Source organism: Sphingobacterium sp. MYb388, assembly GCF_037479535.1.
In the GTDB taxonomy this organism is placed as follows: domain Bacteria; phylum Bacteroidota; class Bacteroidia; order Sphingobacteriales; family Sphingobacteriaceae; genus Sphingobacterium; species Sphingobacterium anhuiense.
The window spans coordinates 764832-785432 of the sequence record NZ_JBBGYV010000003.1; the positions used below are offsets into that span (position 1 = coordinate 764832).

15 protein-coding genes are annotated in these 20601 nt (G+C 36.4%); 7 read left to right on the top strand and 8 right to left on the bottom strand.

Annotated features, from left to right (window positions below):
* The first annotated feature begins 174 nt into the window (after nucleotides 1–174).
* The 7 genes from WH188_RS13585 to WH188_RS13615 all read left to right on the top strand — a co-directional run bounded on the left by WH188_RS13585 (nucleotide 175) and on the right by WH188_RS13615 (nucleotide 12542).
* A complete protein-coding gene (locus WH188_RS13585) occupies nucleotides 175–3186 on the top strand; it encodes a SusC/RagA family TonB-linked outer membrane protein (protein WP_206368526.1) in 3012 nt (1003 codons plus the stop codon).
* A gap of 91 nt (nucleotides 3187–3277) precedes the next feature.
* Nucleotides 3278–5020 carry a RagB/SusD family nutrient uptake outer membrane protein gene (locus tag WH188_RS13590; RefSeq protein WP_207902390.1) on the top strand — a complete coding sequence of 581 codons (1743 nt, stop codon included), beginning with the start codon at nucleotides 3278–3280 and terminating at the stop codon, nucleotides 5018–5020.
* A gap of 191 nt (nucleotides 5021–5211) precedes the next feature.
* Entirely contained in the window at nucleotides 5212–6288 is a 1077-nt protein-coding gene (gene rhaT / locus WH188_RS13595) for an L-rhamnose/proton symporter RhaT (protein ID WP_168127589.1), read from the top strand.
* A 16-nt stretch (nucleotides 6289–6304) separates the two neighbouring features.
* On the top strand, nucleotides 6305–8413 hold the full coding sequence (locus WH188_RS13600; protein WP_168127588.1) for a bifunctional aldolase/short-chain dehydrogenase: 2109 nt from the start codon (nucleotides 6305–6307) through the stop codon (nucleotides 8411–8413).
* A gap of 81 nt (nucleotides 8414–8494) precedes the next feature.
* Nucleotides 8495–9769 carry a TIM barrel protein gene (locus tag WH188_RS13605; protein ID WP_168127587.1) on the top strand — a complete coding sequence of 425 codons (1275 nt, stop codon included), beginning with the start codon at nucleotides 8495–8497 and terminating at the stop codon, nucleotides 9767–9769.
* A 10-nt stretch (nucleotides 9770–9779) separates the two neighbouring features.
* Complete coding sequence (locus tag WH188_RS13610; protein WP_132769180.1) at nucleotides 9780–11135, top strand: FGGY-family carbohydrate kinase; 1356 nt, start codon at nucleotides 9780–9782, stop codon at nucleotides 11133–11135.
* 369 nt (nucleotides 11136–11504) lie between these two features.
* Nucleotides 11505–12542, top strand: a complete 1038-nt coding sequence (locus tag WH188_RS13615; RefSeq protein WP_206368523.1) for a GntR family transcriptional regulator — start codon at nucleotides 11505–11507, stop codon at nucleotides 12540–12542.
* Between the two features lie 73 nt (nucleotides 12543–12615).
* Here WH188_RS13615 and WH188_RS13620 read toward each other — a convergent pair whose 3' ends face one another.
* From WH188_RS13620 to panD, 8 genes are all read right to left on the bottom strand, one after another.
* A complete protein-coding gene (locus WH188_RS13620) occupies nucleotides 12616–13176 on the bottom strand; it encodes a DUF4136 domain-containing protein (protein ID WP_132769178.1) in 561 nt (186 codons plus the stop codon).
* A 78-nt stretch (nucleotides 13177–13254) separates the two neighbouring features.
* On the bottom strand, nucleotides 13255–14895 hold the full coding sequence (locus tag WH188_RS13625) for an NAD+ synthase (RefSeq protein ID WP_168127586.1): 1641 nt from the start codon (nucleotides 14893–14895) through the stop codon (nucleotides 13255–13257).
* 198 nt (nucleotides 14896–15093) lie between these two features.
* Nucleotides 15094–15726, bottom strand: coding sequence for an FKBP-type peptidyl-prolyl cis-trans isomerase (locus WH188_RS13630; protein WP_339424105.1), 633 nt, complete (start codon nucleotides 15724–15726; stop codon nucleotides 15094–15096).
* 236 nt (nucleotides 15727–15962) lie between these two features.
* Nucleotides 15963–16643 (bottom strand): hypothetical protein, encoded by a 681-nt coding sequence (locus tag WH188_RS13635; protein WP_132769172.1) that lies wholly within the window; start codon nucleotides 16641–16643, stop codon nucleotides 15963–15965.
* Between the two features lie 73 nt (nucleotides 16644–16716).
* Nucleotides 16717–17175 carry a thioredoxin family protein gene (locus tag WH188_RS13640; RefSeq protein WP_168127585.1) on the bottom strand — a complete coding sequence of 153 codons (459 nt, stop codon included), beginning with the start codon at nucleotides 17173–17175 and terminating at the stop codon, nucleotides 16717–16719.
* Between the two features lie 28 nt (nucleotides 17176–17203).
* The gene (locus tag WH188_RS13645; protein ID WP_168127584.1) at nucleotides 17204–19531 is read right to left on the bottom strand and encodes a TonB-dependent receptor; all 2328 of its coding nucleotides are present in this window, start codon (nucleotides 19529–19531) and stop codon (nucleotides 17204–17206) included.
* A gap of 236 nt (nucleotides 19532–19767) precedes the next feature.
* Nucleotides 19768–20127: a hypothetical protein gene (locus WH188_RS13650; protein WP_237682821.1), complete on the bottom strand. Its 360-nt coding sequence runs from the start codon at nucleotides 20125–20127 to the stop codon at nucleotides 19768–19770.
* A gap of 88 nt (nucleotides 20128–20215) precedes the next feature.
* Nucleotides 20216–20566: an aspartate 1-decarboxylase gene (gene panD / locus WH188_RS13655; RefSeq protein WP_031288422.1), complete on the bottom strand. Its 351-nt coding sequence runs from the start codon at nucleotides 20564–20566 to the stop codon at nucleotides 20216–20218.
* Between the last annotated feature and the right edge of the window lie 35 nt (nucleotides 20567–20601).

Here is a 20601-nt window from a genome sequence, read left to right on the forward strand (position 1 = left end):
TTTTAGCGAACGATCTTCTTGAGTTTGCTAAGTACCAATTATAAACAAAAATATAAACTATACGATGATGGGATCAAGTTGAAATCAACCTTTAGGGGGATTATAGGATAAAGGTATGGTCCTATAATAAATGGAATAAAATAGTAATTCTAATCTAAAAACCAATTGTAAATTATGTTAACCCACTATTGCAATAAATACGCAAAAAGCACATTGCTATTAAACAGTTTATTTTTAATAGCGATGACTACTTATGGTCAAGCAACTTCCATAAAGGGAACTATTCGAGACGCTTCTACAGGAAAAACCATAAGCAACATTACCGTTAAAGTAAAAGGAAGTTCGGTCAGTACACAAACAAATACCGTCGGTAGCTTTACCATTCAAGCTAATCACGGAAATACTTTGATCATTTCCTCGGTCGGATATCAGGAAAAGGAGGTTATTGTACCTCAGGGGGGAATTGTTGATGTTACGCTTGTTCCATCTGAAAATGTACTTGACGAATTAGTTGTGGTCGGATATGGAATACAAAAGAGATCGGATGTTACGGGGTCTGTGGCATCAGTACCAAAGGATCGATTGTCAAAAATTCCGGTTACGAATGTGATGCAAGCTATCCAAGGTGCCGTATCCAATGTTTCGGTTTCGCAAGCATCCTCTATACCTGGAGATGCTCCAAATGTTCAAGTTCGAGGTAAGAACTCGATCAATGCATCTTCAGAACCGTATATTGTCGTTGATGGAATTCCGCTATCGCGTACAGATGGTTCTATTAATGATATCAATCCCAATGATATTGAGTCGGTCGAGATCTTAAAAGATCCATCAGCTGTTGCGATTTATGGTGTGAATGGTTCTAATGGTGTTATTTTGATCACCACAAAGCGCGGTACATCCGGAACCCCGCGTATTCGTTACAGTGGTTATGGCGGTGTAGAAAATGTTGCACATATTCTTAAGCCCGTTTCGGGAGAAGAGCTTTTAAAGCGTTATGCTGAATATTCCCGCATTAATAATAGTCCGCTATATAATGGTGGTCCGGTTCGCAATCGGAATGAGCTTGATAATTACACCAATGGTGTGACCATCGATTGGTTGGATGCGGTGATGCAGACAGGTGTGATCCAGAATCACAATGTCAGTTTATCAGGTGGAAGTGAGAATGCCAAATACTATGTCTCTGGAGATTATCTGGATCAAAAAGGCGTTTTATTAGGATACAACTATAAAAGATATTCATTTAGAACGAATACAGATTTTAAACCAACTAAATATTTATCGGTAGGTACATCATCTTATATCATAGCGCATAATAGAGATGGTGGACGCGCGAGTCTTCTACAGGCTGCTGCAATGAGCCCTTATGCCAAAATGTATAACGATGACGGCACTTTAACACAGCATCCCATGTATTCGGAACAGCTTTGGACCAATCCACTTTTGCCAACGACATTAAATCCAGAGCGTCGTCAATTTAATATCTCCCTCAACGGTTATGCAGATCTTAATTTTGGGGAGCTTTACAAACCGCTGGAAGGTTTAAAATATAAACTCAATGCAGGATATACTTATGTCCCTGGTCGTACCAACGAATATGAAGGGGAGAGTGTTTATAATTTTGCCGGGATGGGTCGTATCACCAACAGTGAATCTCAGTCCTATACATTGGAGAATATATTAACATACACGAAGGATTTTGGTAAGCATCATCTTGATTTCACAGGATTATATGCCTCAAAAAGTAAATATTGGCAACAGGCTATTGCTACAGGAGAGGTATTCCCTAATGATGCCTTGGAATGGGGTAATCTAGGTGCTGCCGCCACACAGAAAGTGTCTTCTCAAGCCGACTTGTACCGCTCTATTTCCCAAATGGGTAGATTAAATTACTCTTACGATAGCCGTTATTTATTTACAGTAACTGCACGTCGAGATGGGGCCTCTATCTTTGGTAGAAATAATAAATACGGAATGTTTCCATCTGCCGCTGTCGCATGGAATATACATAATGAATGGTTCATGAATAGCACTAAAGATGTGGTGGACAATTTAAAATGGAGAATATCTTACGGTATTTCTGGAAATGAGGCTATTGGCATCTATGAAACGCTTTCGTTAATGGATGCCAGTACTATTGCGATGAAAGGCTTATCCAATACGGCATTGAATATTCGTAAAAGAATGGGAAATGATGATTTGGAATGGGAAAAAACAAAGGGATTCAATACAGGGATTGACTTCGGATTATTTAAAAGCAGAATAAGTGGAAGCATCGATGTGTATAAAACCAATTCTTATGATATACTTTTAAAACAGCGCCTTCCAAGACTTACGGGTTTTGAAGATGTGTATTTTAATATTGGAAAGGTTGCTAATACAGGTATAGACCTGACGCTGAATACCAAAAATATTGTGAAGAATGATTTTACTTGGTCCAGTACGGTTGTATTCTCCCGCAATAAAAATAAGATTGTAGAAGTTTATGGTGATGGAAAAGAAGATCTGGGCAATAGGTGGTTGATCGGACATCCGCTGGGTATCATCTATGATTTTACCAAAGTGGGGATCTGGCAGGAAGAGGAAATAAAAGCGGGAGCTAATAAAGGATGGGATGAACAAGCAGAAGCAGGAAGTGTAAAATTAGCGGATCTAAATGGTGATGGTCTAATTAATGAGGACGACCGATCTGTATTGGGACAAACTGCCCCGAAATGGACCGCTGGACTTACCAATACATTTAGCTATAAAGCATTTTCATTAAATATTTTCATCAATACGGTGCAAGGAGCACTACGCAATAATCCGCAGATCGGTTCGGCTGCAGATGAAATGGGACGTAAAAGTACGCCAGCAGAATTGGGCTATTGGACTCCTGAAAATAAAAGTAACGAATGGCGTTCATTGAGTAATCGTTCCAATGTATATGGTTATGGGTTTCCATCAAATGCAAGTTTTACACGGTTGAAAGATGTGACCTTAAGTTACAATATGCCACAAAATACCTTGAATAAATTGGGTATCAATGGGGCTACGGTTTATGTCAGTGGCCGAAACCTATATACATGGACCAATTGGATTGGCTGGGATCCCGAAGCTCGAGATATCACTCGTGGATCTGATAATGCTCATCTAAATTATCCAATGGTTCGCACCTATGTACTTGGAGTTAATTTAACCTTTTAATGAAATCATGAAACCATCATGAGTAAATGTGCACAAAGAAAGATATACTGCTCATGATAGCTTCATCATCGATAAAAAATAATATATACTGATGAAAAAAACAATGAATATTCAAAATAAGTTATTACCTGTCTTTGCGATCTTTTTGTTAGGTTCTGCATCTTGTAGTAAGAATTTTCTGGAAGAGAAACCCTATTCTAATTACGAAGCTGGAAATAGTGATCCATCAACAATAGAAAATAGAGTTTTAGGTTTGCATGCGACTTTTGGTCAATTGTGGGGTTATAGTGGGCGTCAAGGATTTTTGTCGTGTTGGCAGATCGGTACTGATATCGCAAATGCTGGTTCTACGGAAGGTGTGGAAAATCCTTTTTTTCAATATGCTGATCTCAATCCAGAAAATGGTGGAGTAAGCTACTTATGGCAACGCTGTTACGAGTTTATTAACAATGCAAATAGCATTATTGAAGCTGTAGGGGATACTAATCCAAAGGCAGCAGCAGAAGCAAGATTCTTTAGAGCTTATGCTTATCATATGTTGGTCACGCTATGGGGCGATGTGCCTTTGTTGACTACTTCTATTAAAGTTCCAACGTTCAATTATGTACGAAATTCTACTGTAGAAGTGGACAAAGTGATTGTTGAAGATCTGGAATATGCGGCTAAGGAATTGGCTAATGTTGGACAAGCTGCTGCTCCAAGCCGGATCAATAAAGATATGGCAAGACAATTGGCTGCTGAAGTTTATCTTCGAATGGGCATGAGAGATCCTGCTTATTTTGCTAAAGCAGAAGCCATGGCAACAGCCATCATTGAAAGCGGCAGTTATAAATTAATTGACAGTCGTTACGGTAAATACTTAAATGAGGGTGGCGATGCTTTTCGAGATATGTTTAGACAGGGCAATATGCGCCGCGCTCAAGGAAATACCGAAGCCATATGGACTTTTGAAGTTGAATTTAATCGCGAAGTGAATGGTGGAACCATCGATAATCCGCAGCATCGTCGTGTATGGCAACCTTCCTATCACAAGTGGGATGGAATGGTAAACGCTGATTCTCTTGGAGGAAGGGGTAATGGACGTTTGAGATTAAGCAATTTTATGAAGTATACGGTCTGGAAAGGACTTCAAGGTGATATTCGGAATAGCAATTATAATATCCGTCGTACCACAAATTATAACCGACCTAATATGACCGTCAACAATGCTGTGGTAACACCATGGAGTACAGAAATCGGTGTGGATGCCGATGGTTATCGTGTTGCTAAAGGTGCAGGGGTTAGAAATGTGACGATAAAAACTGGTGATAAAGTGATTCCTTTTCGTACAGACAGTTTGGAAGTATGGTATCCTTTCCCAACAAAGTGGGGTGGTTATGATCCGATTGATGATTTTGGCTATGCATTGGTCAAAGATTGGCCAGTCATGCGGTTTGGAGAAACGTATCTATTAAGGGCAGAGGCACGTCTTAGACAAAATAATCTAGGCGGAGCAGCTGAGGATATCAATAAGTTGAGAGATCGTTCTTTTAAAGATACGCGTATTCAATCTGGAAACACCGCTTTAGGAAAGGTTCTCGCATCAAATATGACGATCGATTTTATTCTTGATGAACGTGCCCGTGAGTTGATTTCAGAAGAAAATCGTAGAATGACTTTGGTGAGAACAAATAAACTCAAAGAACGTATTGCTTTAAATGGTGATCAAGGACCGGCAAATAAAATAACCAGTGGTTTCCAAGATTATAATATTTTACTTCCAATCCCCTTGAGTGAAATTCAATTAAATAACAAAGAAGGGGAAGGACTTAAACAAAATTTAGGATATAAATAATCTAGTTTTATTACTTTAATAATAATAATATGCAAAAGGTCAATTTTCCACACATTGAAAATTGACCTTTTGCTTCTAAATCATGAAATATCTGTTGGCTATAATCTCTGTATTTATGCATAACAGTCCATAACAGTTTACCTATTTTAATCTTGTAATTTAGTTTATGTACAATACCTAAAAAGATAAATATGAATGCTGTTTTCGGAGTTTTATTTCATTTCATTGGCGGTTTTGCGTCAGGAAGTTTTTATGTGCCTTATAAGAAAGTTGAAGGATGGTCATGGGAATCCATGTGGATCCTAGGTGGTCTATTTTCTTGGATTATTGTACCACCATTTGCAGCATGGTTAACTATTCCTAATTTTTGGGAGATTATCAGCAATGCCCAGGCAGCTACTTTATATTATACTTTTTTATTTGGATTGTTATGGGGTATAGGTGGACTTACCTATGGTCTAGGGATACGTTATCTTGGTGTTTCCTTAGGTAGCAGTATTATTTTGGGCTTAAGTATGGTCTTTGGTTCGCTGATGCCAAGTCTTTATTATTTTTTTTACCCCACAGTGGGTAAACATGGAGTCAACTATTTTTTTATGACTCAATCAGGAACTTGCATATTGATAGGTTTATTAATATGTCTAATGGGTGTTGTGCTGTGCGGTCGGGCAGGTGTTTCAAAGGAGAAAAGTCTTTCGACTCTTTCTAAGGCCGCAAGGTCTGATTACAATTTTACTCTGGGTATTATCGTTGCGATCATTTCTGGTGTACTTAGTGCTTGTTTCAATTTTGGTATTGAAGCAGGTAAACCGCTTGCTAATGTTGCAAATTCCATATGGAAAAATAGTAATTCGAACAGTGGAGAATTTCTTTATCAAAATAATGTGACTTATATCATTATCCTTTGGGGAGGTTTTACTACAAATTTTATATGGTGCGTCTATCTCCTAATTAAAAATAGAACTTTTTCAGACTATACTAAATCCAATGTACCAAAAGGAAAGAATTTACTTTTTTGTGCTTTGGCAGGTACAATGTGGTATTTACAGTTCTTCTTTTATGGTATGGGTGAGAGTCGATTGGGTAATGGTGCCAGTTCTTGGATTCTTCACATGGCGTTCATTATTTTAATTTCAAATGCTTGGGGAATTATATTAAATGAGTGGAAGGGCGTGAATAGAATGGCATATCGATCTATAATTGCAGGCATAGCGACAATCATAATTTCTATTTGTGTTGTAGGGTTTGCAAGAACTTTAGAAAATTAATTTAATATATATAGCAGTGAAAACATACAAACATGTAAATTATTTGTGGGACGATAAAATAGCGCAATCATTGCAAGGTGATGAAGTTGCTTTATTATTATATCGTTCAAATATTCTAGGCGCCGATCTAAGAATTACTAATTATGGAGGTGGGAATACTTCTTGTAAAGTTTTGGAGAAAGATCCACTTACTGATGAAAGTGTTGAAGTCATGTGGATAAAGGGGTCTGGCGGAGATATCGGCACGCTGAAGAAGTCAGGGCTTGCAGCATTATATCTTCAGCGCTTACGTAATCTTGAAAATGTGTATAGAGGAATCGAATATGAGGATGAAATGGTCGCACTATTTAATCATTGTATTTTTGATTTAAGCTCTAAGGCGCCTTCTATTGATACGCCCTTGCACGGATTTTTACCATTTAAGCATATTGACCATTTACATCCAGATGCCGCAATTGCAATTGCAGCTTCTAAAGATGGGAAAAGTATCACTGCTGAATTGTTCAAAGGATCGATCGGTTGGGTTGATTGGCAACGTCCTGGTTTTGATTTAGGTTTACAATTAAAAGCCTGTTTAGAAGCAAATCCTGGTATCAAGGGTATTATGTTGGGATCTCATGGCTTGTTTACTTGGGGAGACACTGCTTACGATTGTTATATTAATTCTTTGGATGTTATTGAGACTTGTGCCACCTACCTTGAACAAAGTTCTGGTAAGAAGAATAACGTGTTTGGCAGCCAGAAAATGGTAAGTCTTAATAAAGCAGAAAGAAATGCGCAAGTCGTAAAATTAGCTCCTATTTTGCGGGGATTTTGCTCAAGTGAACGCCATATGATCGGACATTTTACAGACGATGAACGTGTTTTAGAATTTATCAATTCAAACGATCTGGACCGATTAGCACCATTAGGGACAAGCTGTCCGGATCATTTTTTAAGAACTAAAATCCAGCCCTTAGTACTAAATTTAGATAAATCTGAATGTTTAGATAATGTAGCGGAGGTTAAAAGAAAATTGGAGCCTTTGTTTGCAGGATATCGAGAGATGTATGAACAGTATTATGACCGTTGTAAACATGAAAATAGCCCCGCTATACGTGATAAAAATCCCGTTATTGTTTTATATCCCGGAGTTGGTCTTTTTTCGTTTGCAAAGGATAAACAAACTGCTCGTGTAGCTGCTGAATTTTATATTAATGCCATTAATGTAATGAAAGGTGCTGAAGCGGTAAGCGAATATACTGCATTGCCACGTCAGGAAGCTTTTGATATTGAATACTGGCTGTTGGAAGAGGCAAAATTACAACGTATGCCAAAATCAAAAGCATTATCAGGTAAGATTGTACTCGTGACAGGAAGTGGTGGTGGGATTGGAAAGGCGATTGCAAGAAAGATGGCACAGGAAGGTGCTGTTGTCGTGTTGAATGATATCAATGCTGATCGGCTTGCATCATGCGAGGTAGAATTCGTAGCAGAGTTTGGTAGAGATGCGGTTATTACGACTCTACTCGATGTAACTAATGAGGCCCAGATAAAACATGCACTCAATGATGCTGTACTAGCTTTTGGTGGGATTGACATTGTCGTTAATAATGCGGGTTTATCCATTTCTAAAACGATCGAGGAACATACACAAGATGACTGGGATCTTTTATATGACGTTTTGGTTAAAGGTCAGTTTCTGGTAACTCAGGCTGCAACAGCTATATTAAAAGCACAAAATATCGGTGGTGATATTGTCAATATTGTAAGTAAAAATGCTTTAGTGAGTGGTCCGAATAATATTGGTTATGGTAGTGCAAAGGGGGCTCAATTACACATGAGCCGTTTGAGTGCCGCTGAATTAGGGGCAGCAAAAATTCGAGTGAATGTAGTGAACCCAGATGCCGTAATTTCCGATAGTAATATTTGGGCAGGTGGTTGGGCCGCAGGTCGTGCTAAGGCATACGGTGTAAAGATAGAGGAGTTACCTGCATATTATGCAAAACGTACTTTGTTAAATGAGATTATTCTGCCAGAAGACATTGCAAATGCGTGTTTTGCACATGTTGGTGGTTTACTGAATAAATCTACAGGTAATATATTAAACGTTGATGGGGGAGTGGCAATGGCTTTTTTACGGTAGGTTTTATATCTTAGTTTTTAAGGAATGAAAAGAAAGTACATGCTGTATCTAAGTAAATTTTAACCAATAACCATTTTTAATATGATTTTAGATCAACAATTAATAAAAAAGCACAATAATAAATTAGAAAAGAAACATAATCGAGCATTTGAATTTATTTCTCAGGATATTGATGAAGTTGAAGAGCTTATTGCTAAACTTCAGAAATTTCAGATCGGGATACCGAGTTGGGCACTAGGGACAGGTGGTACACGCTTCGGACGTTTTTCTGGCCCTGGCGAGCCAGGGAGTTTGGAGCAAAAGTTTGAAGATGTTGGTCTACTACATGCGCTTAATAAATCTAGCGGAGCTATTTCCTTACATATACCTTGGGATATTCCAGAAGACACCGCAAAAATGAAGGAATTGGCACGTTCTTTAAATATCACGTTCGATGCTGTTAATTCCAATACTTTTCAAGATCAACCACAGCAGGAATATAGTTATAAGTATGGATCTTTGCATCATGTTGATCCTGAGGTTCGCAAGCAGGCTATTGATCATAATATAGAGGTTATCAATTATGGAAAAGCTCTCGGTTCAAAGGCTTTGACTGTTTGGTTAGCTGATGGTTCATCTTTTCCTGGCCAATTGAATTTCCGTGAGGCTTTTCAGAATACGTTATCCAGTTTGCAGGAAATCTATAAACACTTACCCGAGGATTGGAAATTGTTTATCGAGTATAAAGCTTTCGAACCTTATTTCTATTCGATGACTATTGGAGATTGGGGGCAGTCTCTACTTTTGGCAAATAAGCTTGGCCCTAAAGCTTACACATTAGTGGATTTAGGGCACCATTTACCAAATGCTAATATTGAACAGATCGTATCATTGTTATTAATGGAGGGGAAGCTTGGCGGTTTTCATTTTAATGATAGTAAATATGCTGATGACGATTTAACAGCAGGAAGTATTAAACCCTATCAGCTTTTTCTGATTTTTAATGAATTAATTGATGGGATGGATGTGAAGGGAATGGATCACGCTACTGGTTTAGGTTGGATGATTGATGCTTCACATAATCTTAAAGATCCTTTAGTGGACTTGCTGCAATCTGTTGAAGCCATTAAAATTGCTTATGCGCAAGCATTACTTATCGATCGTGTTGCACTCAAGGCCGCTCAACAAGCGAATAATATTGTAAAAGCACAAGAAATTCTTCAAGATGCATTTCGTACGGATGTAAGACCATTGGTTGCTGAATCTAGGTTGAGGAGTGGTGCAGCTTTAAATCCTGTATTATTATTTGAAGAGGAAAAATTACGTGATAAGCTAATAGAAGAGAGAGGTTTACAAACTATTGCAACTGGATTATAAAGTTTTTAGGATGAATAATGATAAAATTCCTGTAGTTGCTATTTTCGATGTTGGTAAAACCAACAAAAAGCTGTTTCTATTTGATTCTAATTATCAGATCGTGTTTGAACGTTCGGCCAGATTTTTAGAAACAAAGGATGAGGACGGGGATCCTTGTGAAAATCTTGAAAGTCTTAGATTATCGGTTTTTGATTCACTTCATGAGGTCTTTAGAAAGAATGAATTTGAAATTAAAGCGATTAATTTTACATCATACGGGGCTAGCTTTGTATATCTTGATGAAAATGGTAGACCCTTAACTCCATTATATAATTATCTAAAAGAATTTCCTGTTACTATTCAACAAGAACTGCATAATAAGTATGGAGGAGAGGAACATTTTTCTTTAACAACTTCATCGCCAACATTAGGTAGTTTAAATTCGGGTTTCCAGATTCTTCGATTAAAAAAGAAGCAACCAGAAATTTATAAACAGGTCAACTTTGCTCTGCATTTGCCCCAATATTTAAGTTTTCTGGTTTCTGGAAAGTTCTACTCAGATATGACCAGCATCGGTTGTCATACTGCTCTATGGGATTTTGAAAAGGGTGAGTATCATCAATGGGTACAAGATGAGGGTATTACCAAGGTGTTAGCTCCAATTGTTAAAGGAGATGAAGTTTTTGATGGTGCATTTCCTGGTAGCCCTTTTAGAGTAGGAGCGGGGCTTCATGATAGTTCTTCGGCTTTAATTCCTTATTTATTCAATTTTAGTGAACCATTTGTTCTAATATCCACGGGCACTTGGTGTATCTCATTTAATCCATTTAATAATAGTGCTCTAACTTCTTGCGAACTAAAAAAGGACTGTTTGTTTTATCAATCTTATTTAGGAAACCCGGTTAAGGCTTCGCGGTTATTTGCAGGTTATGAACATGAACTGCAATCTAAACGAATTGCTGATTTCTTTCATGTTACGACAGCGAAGTTTCGTAATCTTCAGCTTAATCTAAGGATTTTAGAAAAATTAATGAAAGAGCCTGTAATTGTGGATTTAAAAGCATTTTCAAAAGTTGAGCTTGATCGATACCGTAATTATGAAGAAGCTTACCATAGTTTAATTTTACACCTCATCAAAGTACAGGTGGAATCAACAAAACTAGTTTTAGATGCGAATAAGATCTCTAGAATATTTGTAGACGGTGGGTTTAGTAAGAACCATATTTATATGAGTCTTCTGGCAAAAGAATTTCCTGAAGTCGAAGTTTTTGGCGCTTCAATGGCTCAGGCAACAGCATTGGGCGCAGCTCTTGTCATTCATGACCATTGGAATGAGCTGGCAATACCGAATGACCTTATTGCATTGCGGTACTTTAGAAATAAATGAAATTTAAATTGTTATAGATCAGAACTATGAATAAGAAAAGGGTCGAGTGTAATCACTTGATCCTTTTCTTCAATACAAAAGGTTTCTAAATAGAGAGCGTGAAAGTCTTTAAAAAACCAATTGTTTTTTAGGAATCATTAGACAAACAACCTTTAAGGTGTTTGTCTAATCATGAATGGCGTAAATAGATTTTTTACCAGAACAAGTTTACGGCTATTGACAATAGTTTCCATCTTGTGCTGTTATGGTACCTAGTAGTAAACACCTAAAAAAGTTGAAATATGAAAAATATGAATGGTCTTAGAGTTTAACTTTTTTAAAATTTTATGCTAATTAATTGTTATTTTAGTGATTAATCTAAATTTTAAAATGACCAATTCAACTGCTCAGTTTTTAATGACACTGGAGATCAGTGATTTTTCAGCAACTCCTAAATATCTCCAATTGGCGAATACCATCATTGATGCGGTAAAAAATGAAAGGCTTAAGAAGAGTGAAATGCTTCCTTCAATTAATGAATCCAGTACTTATCTTGAAATATCTAGAGATACGGTTGAAAAGGCTTATCGCTATTTAAAAAAGCATGAAATTATTGCATCAAATCCAGGTAAGGGATACTATGTCAATAAAACAGATATTCAATCCAAATGTAAAATTGCACTGTTTCTGAATAAATTGAGTGTTCACAAAAAAATAGTCTATGATTCATTTGCGAAGGAGTTGGGGGATTATGCTGATCTCGATTTATTTGTCTATAATTCAGACCTTTCTTATCTCAAGAATTTATTAGCGAATCTGACCAAAACTTATGACTATTACGTGCTGTTTCCACATTTTAAAGAGGGACGAGATAAAGCGCCAGATATTATTCGTAGAATACCAATCGATAAGCTAATGTTATTAGGACGATTTATTGATGATGTACCTGGTGATTTTCCAGCGGTTTATGAGAATTATGAACAGGATATTTATTTAGCATTGGAACAAGCTAATGAAGTTTTAAGTAAATATAAAATGATAAAATTGGTTTTTCCAGATCATAGTGATTTCCCAAAAGCAATTATCAAAGGTTTTTATAAATTTTGTCAGCAATACGCTTTTGATCATGAGCTGGTGTCTGAATTAAATAAAGAAAAAGTGGTAGTGGGTACTTGTTATATTAATATTATTGAAGATGATCTCGTAAAGCTACTGAACAAGATCCAGCAGAAAAAGCTTTTGATAGGTAAAGATATTGGTGTTATTTCCTATAATGAAACACCTTTAAAGAAATTTATTTTGAATGGAATTACAACCATATCAACTGATTTTGAAACAATGGGACGGATGGCGGCAAATTTGATTAAAAATAACTCTAAAGAGAGGCTAGAAGTTCCATTTAATATTAAGATTCGAGCTTCTATATAAAGGAATTTCTTAGACTATAAAAAAAGCCATGAGAAAACTCATGGCTTTTATACTTTTGATCACGATTACAGTATTATTTTTTTATGGTTAAAGGGTATTGTTTAAATACTCCTTGAACAACTTTAGCAACATTAGTTGCAGCTTTCTCTGGACTATTAACTTCACCAGATCCACGTGCTTGCCAAACAACTTTATTTGTTTTACGGTCTACAGCTTCTATGATTAAGTGAGCGTAGCGGTAGCGTTCTTTGGCTACAGGATATGTTGCATAACCATAATAAGGAGAAAACCACGGTCTGTACCAACCCCATGGACCTCCATAAGCGTATGAGGATCCATATACTAAACGGCTTTTGTTATTGACAATTGTTATATAACGGAATAACAAATCTGGATTATCCTTACTGTAAGATAAGCCTCTTGCTTGTAATTCGCTGTTGCTCGCGTCTAATATATTTGTTCTTGCAATATCATTATCAAAGTATGATTTTGATAACGAATCAACAGGTGGTAACCAGCCATAAGTACGATATTGCGAAAAATCTACTTTTTCGTCGCGCATCGTATTATATTGATATGAGGCACAAGATGCAAGAATTAGACTTGCAAATAGGAAATAAATTATTTTTTTCATGACCAATAGGATTTATATTATTTTCTTAGTGTTAGACAAATGTAAATGTTAAAAGTTTAATTATATCAGTAAAAAAAATTATTGATAAAAGGCAACTAATGGCATCGAACGGCCTGGACCAAAAGCTTTTGGACTAATGCGCAGTATTGGAGGAGCCTGAAATCTTTTAAATTCGGCATTATTAACTAGTTTTATAATTTTTTCAACAATATTAAGATCATAACCTTGAGCTAAAATTTCCTCTTTTGATTTTTGTTTTTCGATATATAGGAATAATATTTCATCCAGTAAATCATATGGTGGTAAGGAATCTGAATCCTTTTGATCGGGTCTTAATTCTGCAGAAGGTGCTTTTTCAATTGTATTAGATGGGATAATTTCCTTATTTCGGTTAATGTATCGGGCGAGATCATAGGCCTTTGATTTATATACGTCTCCTATTACTGAAATCGATCCTGCCATATCTCCATATAAGGTGCCATAACCTACCGCTGCTTCACTTTTATTTGAAGTGTTTAAAACGATATGACCAAATTTGTTGGAAATTGCCATTAATAACGTACCTCTGGTACGTGCCTGGATATTTTCTTCGGCAACACCCGCTTGTTGCCCTTCAAAAAAGGGAGCTAATGTTGTTTCGTAGGCCTGTGTAATATCTTTTATTGGAATGATATGATGTGCGCAATTGGTGTTTTTTACGAGATCTAATGCATCTTGAATGGAATGGTCGGATGAATAAATAGAAGGAAGCAATATTGCAAGTACATTTTCTGAACCTAATGCTTCACAGGCTAATGCGGCAACTAGTGCTGAATCTAATCCACCGGAAAGGCCTAAGACAGCTTTTTTGAAACCAGATTTGTGAAAATAATCACGTAAACCTAAAAGCAGGGCATCGTGAATCAGTGCTATTTCCTGATCTTGGGGTACCGTAAATGCTGTTGTTGCTTTTATGGTTTGATCTCTATATTCTATAATCTGTACATCTTCTTCGAATTTTTTTAATTCGCAACAAATTGCTCCATTTTCATCAATAGCTAATGATCTTCCATCAAAAATTATATCCATATGAGCACCTACTTGGTTAACATAGATTAACGGACGTTTTGCTTTTGCCACTTGTGCTTTCAAAACAGCAACACGATCTTCGTAATGGACATAAGAAAAAGGCGATGCTGCAATATTGATCAGCAAATCTGGGTTTTCTTGAAGTAATTCGCTCATGGGATCGCCAACATAAGAATTATTTCCTTGATCGTCATCCCATAAATCTTCACAAATGGTCAATGCTATTTTTGTTTTTTTATAGGTGAGACATGCGAATTTTCTGCTAGGTTCAAAGTAACGATATTCGTCAAAAACATCATAGTTAGGAAGTAGTCCTTTTTTACTAATGTGTGTAATCTTTCCATTTTCTAAACAAACTGCAGCATTGTATAGCGCTTTACCTTCTGGATCTGTATTGGGGACAGGCGCTCCGATAATGCATAAAATATCTTGGCAATGTGATGCAATGGTGGTAATAGATTCACTACACTGTTTTAAGAATGTTGCATTTTGCAAAAGATCCTTTGCTGGGTAGCCGCCAATTGCTAATTCAGAAAAAACAATAATTTCAGTTTGTTGTGCTCTTGCATTTTCAATAGCAGTAATAATTTTTGCTGTGTTGGAACTGAAGTTGCCGATATGATAATTTAACTGGGCTAAAGCTATTTTCATTTTTGCGTCTTTGTTTTGAATGGTATACTGATATGAAGAGCAAGATAAGAAGTTTTTTAGACTACTTTTTGATACTATTGTTTTTTTATTTTAGTTTTTGATAGTGAATTAAAAACAAACAGGATCTTTACGTAAGTAAAGATCCTGCATCGTGTATTCGTTTAAAATTTTAGAAGAAATAAATCTCCCAAACGCCATTTAATTGCTAATTGAAACAACTTCAATTTCAGAATATAGTGGAGAGTTTGCTGGAACTTTATCTTTTGCAACTTGATCATAACCGAATGGAGATGGTGCTACAGCTTTTATTTTACTTCCTTTTTTAAGTCCTTTTACAGTTAATCCACCGATATTTACTTCCTTACCTTGAAAAGATAATTTTTTTGGAAAAAAAGCGAACTGCCAGAATAAGATAATACGGTCTCTATTTATCGTAAATGTTGCTGGGCTAGCCTCTTTAGATTCATCAACAAGAGTTCCTTTATCTGCGCCGTTCAGTAAATTAACTTTATAATTTACTACAGCGGTAGGATACATCAGGTAACCACCGGAGCTGATTTGATAAGCGTATGAAGCATCGTCACCTTCAGCTATCAGATCATACCAAATACCAGTTGCTGTATCTAATTTAGGATTCGTGAAATTTTTGATGGCAAATGATTTCAACTGAGGAGCCTGTTCTTTTAGTAAATTTTGGATTCTCGCATTTTCGATAGAATCTTTAATTCTTTGTTCTTCAGCTAATTTTGAAAAGTCGTCTGATTTACTACAAGATGCCAAAGCAATAATCATTGCCAACATTCCAAAAAAGATTTTTGTAAAATTTTTCATAAATTTCTTTACTTATTACTGTTATTATACCGGTTAAAACGTTCAATTGTTTAGATGTGCTACAAGGTACGAAAGAATTTTAAAGCAAGTAAAGTGTAGGATAATTTTTTATTGGGCAATGTGCTGTCTTTTTGTTCGTTAACAATAGTTTTCTTGTGAAAATTATATATATATAAAAGGTCCTTTACATCACGATGTAAAGGACCTTTTATATGCTTTTATTGATTTTGTATTAATTACGAACCAGTAACATCTCCAACAGTTTTCACTTCGATTGTGTAAACAACTGGAGTATTTTTAGGAACAGTTACTTTTTCGCTACCTTTTGTATATTCTACTTGGTCAAAAGTATAATAAGATGGTGAAATAAAACTAATTTTATCATTTTTTTGGAGACCTTTTGGTAGTAATCCCTCGAATCTTACATCTTTACCTTGGATATTAATGATTGTTGGTACAAATGCTTGAACCCAAGCAGCTCCGTATACTGTAGTTGCTTGACGAATATCTGTGTAATTTTTAGGAACTCCATCTGTATTTTTATCAAATACAGTTCCATTCATCAGTTCACCCTTAAAATTTACAGTTGCTGCCCAAACATTTAACCCTGCTTGTCCAATACCATTAACAGTTCCTTTATATACGTAAGGAGTTTCATTTCCAGCCGCTAAATCTACTTTATACCAGATTCCAGTTGAATCAGAGTATTTAGCATTATCTCCCCATTTGGTTTTTGCATATTGCTCTAATAAAGGAGCTTGTATTCTTTTTAATGAATCTCTGCGTACTTTTTCTAATCTTGCTTTTTCAATTTGCTCTCTTTCAGCTTTCTCATAATCAAAATCATTTTTGTTACAGGAAGCAAAAACTATCCCCATGCATAAAAATGCCATTAAAAATTTCGTAAATTTTTTCATAATTTTTTAAATTGTATCTTATATTACCACTAAAACGTTATGTTTTTCGGTTTCGCTACAGCGAGATGTTAAATTATCTTAAAAAATTCGCTAACTCTTTTGGGCTTAGATATTTTTGCTTAATACTTTTTAATTTAAATGTTTGATCATAACGCAGGAGACTCGGGAAAACCATCTTTTGGCTGGTTAACAAGAGTAAGGCTAAGGGATGATATTGTCCGGTATTTTTTTTGGGAGTTTTTGATTTCCATACTTGCTGATCGAAAGTGATGTACTCAACCGTCTCCGCATCTAATTCAACTAGATAATAATCTTTGTTTAATCGGTCATAGATTTCTTTTTTTGAAAAGACTTCTTTTTCCATTTTTCTGCAGTAGCTGCACCAGTCGGTATGAATGAAGATGATTGTTTCTTTTGGTGCTATGCTTAATAAAGAGTCTAATTGTTGAAAAGAGGTATAAATTATCCGCTCTTGACCATAATGGCTGAGCGGATAAAGGATAATCGTTATTAATAAAACAAATTTGTGCATATGCTTCATCTTTCTTTAATAAATGGGATTAGTGAAAATGGCCAATTTTTACTCCAAAGGTTATTGTACGTGGTTTTGTCGGACCGTAAATGTAGTTTGAATCTCGATTAGCGCCTTTATCGAAATCTTTTTGGAATGCGTTGAACATATTTTGTACACCTGCAAATAATTCAAGGTTAAAATCTTTGTGAACAGCAAAAGTATATCCTAACCGTGCATTCAGCTCCATAAAATCCCTCGTATTTTTGAGGCTCATGATTTCTTCTTGTATATGCGAGATCTTCATTTTTCCGGTGTAAACTCCTGTTAGGTCAACTGCGAATTTCTTAGTTGCTTTCCAATTGGCATTTAAGTACCCATAGACATTTGGCGTACGTAAGAAATCTTGGGACAAAATGGCTTCTTGACCTGTTTTAGCTTCAGCTATCAGTTGTGCCGATTGGTATCGCGAGCGTTGTATCGTACCACCAGCTTGTAGACTAAATATACTTGAAGGGGCTACATTAAGTTCTAGGTTTGTTCCGTATACATAGGCATCTGTACCGTTTCGCATTTCTTCAATCATAATGTCATTGGATTCTGATTTCAAGACTGTCGTAAATGGATTATTCAACTGTGTATAGAAGCCCTCCACTAAAAGACTTGTTTGCGTATTACCAAAATTTCTGCTGAAATTGAACGATCCGGTATAAGCATTTGAATATTCTGTTTTTAGGTCTTCTCCAATTAATACAAAAACCTGTTTTCCTCCGATTGAGGTCACATGCATATCTTCATTGAAGGCTTGTGGGGCACGGAACCCGCGCGCATACCCGCCACGAAATTGAATATTACTATTGATATCGTACAAGATGGTTAATCGCGGATTCCAAGATCCAAAATTCTTCTGACTGCTGCGTTCCACTTGTTGGAGCTGATAATTTCCATCGACGAAGATGTAGTCGTATCGCATTCCTATTAATGCTTTGAAAGAGGATATTGGCTTCCATTCGTATTGGGCATAAGTTCCTATTCCTTTTGTTTTTTGATCGATGATACGTTGATATCCGGGAATCTGATCATTTGTTTTGTTGTAGTTGAACTCAATACCGCCGGTAAAGACATCATCCTCAAAATTGTTTGTGTATTGTGTTCCTGTAACAAAAGACAAATCATCTGTGTCTCCATAAGAATTTGCGGCTCTTAAACTATCTGTTGCAGTGGGCGCTTCGCCCAGTCCCCCGTAAAAACTTTTACGTTTTGTTTTTTGGCCGGAAGCATACACGGAGATTTTTTGTTTATAGTCAGCTAAATAATGATCGTAAGTGATACCACCAATCAGTGAATTGGTTTCCAGTTGTTCTGTGATGGCTGTAAAATGGGGTGATTTGTTAAATTGGTCTCCTCCTCTTCTAAATTCCTGTATGGTACTGAAATCTACTGTTATTTTATTGACATCGGAAGGTTTGAAAAATGCTTTTGTTCCGAATGTGGTATTGTTAAGTTCTGTTATCTCCGAAAATCCGTCCTTATTTTTATCAAATGGTTGACGATTCCGGTGCATACCATAAAAGGTAACTCCTGTTGTAAGGTCTTCATCTACGTAGGAGGTGTTGAAGTCTACCGTATTATCCCAACTGCTACCGCCGATTAATGAGTTGGTAGATTTAATCTGCCAATCATTTTCGACAGGATCTTTAGTAATGATATTAATGGTACCGGCAATTGCATTTGCTCCAAATAGGGCAGAACCACCACTTCGAACGACTTCGATGCGGTCGATCATACTGGTTGGAAGTTGGTCTAAACCATATACACTGTTTAATGCGCTGAATACGGATCTGCTGTTGATCAAGATCTGTGAATAGGCGCCTTCTAATCCGTTTAGACGGACTTGTGAAAAACCGCAGTTTTGACAGTTGTTCTCTACCCTAACTCCTGGTTGATAGTTTAGTGTTTCGGACATAGCTACAGATTGTGTAGCCTGAAAAAGTTTAGGGCCTAATACCTGCACAATAACTGGTGCTTCCTTTTTACTGACACCATATCGGGTTGCGCTTACAACGACTTCATTCAAATGCAGGTTGTCTGTATTTAATTTAAAGTGTACGGTGGAATCTGTTAGCAATATCAGCTGTTTGATGGTTTGATAGCCAACAGCGGTTATCTGTATATTTTGTTTTTGTTTAGTTAGTTTTTGAAATTCAAAATAGCCTGCGGTATCAGAAACGGTCGAGTGAAGACCATTTTCGATGTTGATAGTTGCTCCAACTATACCTTTACCGTCATTGTTACTGATTTTACCTTTTAATGTATGTTGTGCATATGTATGCATACTGATCATCATGATGATGATCAATAGGTTGATATTTCTCATTGGAGTGTATTTGTCCTTTTAATAGTAATGAACCTATCATGGGAGGTGTGAAATATCGGTACGAAGCAATGCGAATGCCTGCTCCATGTATATTTTCATACCAGCTATGTCCACTATGGTTACATTATTTACTTAAAATAATTAATAAATTACAGCACGACGCAATGCGTCGTGCTATCGCACGGCGAATAGCATTCGTCTTGATAATAAGGATGAATGCAATAACTAATTTTATTTTAAGCAAAATCTGGAGGACCCCTTGAGAAAGCGTGATCGACGACACGATTGGTGACAACCGGTGTGTAGACTTGATAACTGTAGATATGAACGACAGTTCGAATGGGTTGTTCAAAAACGATAAATTCACTTTGAACAAAGTTCTGATTGTAGACGACATTGAGGAAATCAATTTGATCGTCGGATTCTTGCGGTCTGGGCTGATCGTTTGTAAAATCGTAGGGGTGATTGTGCATGACAATCTCTCCGTTTGATTTTACTTCTTTGTGCATGAAAATAACACCAGAAATAATGATCAAGCTGATCAATGTCAATTGCATTGATGCTAAGATCTTTCTGATATATATATTCTTTGACATGTAGGTAATAAAAAAGCACCCGCTTAATACGAGTGCTAAATTATTGAAAATAAACGTAGCTTTCTATTGAAAGTGTATTATTTAAATATTATTTTATAAGTTGATTGTTGTCATCTGGGAAAACCAAGCTAGGAATATGCTTTTTAGCTTGCTCCATTTCCATTTGTGCATACGATATGATGATCACAATATCACCCACTTGAACTAATCTTGCTGCAGCGCCATTTAAGCAGATGGTACCGGAAGCTCTTTTTCCAGGAATAACATATGTTTCTAAACGAGCGCCATTGTTATTGTTAACGATTTGAACTTTTTCGTTTGCAATAATATTTGCTGCATCCATTAAATCCTCATCAATTGTGATACTACCAACGTAATTAAGCTCGGCCTGTGTAACCCGAACACGGTGGATTTTAGATTTCATTACCTCTATAAACATGTGGCAAAGTTAGATTTTTCTTGTAAAAATGTAAA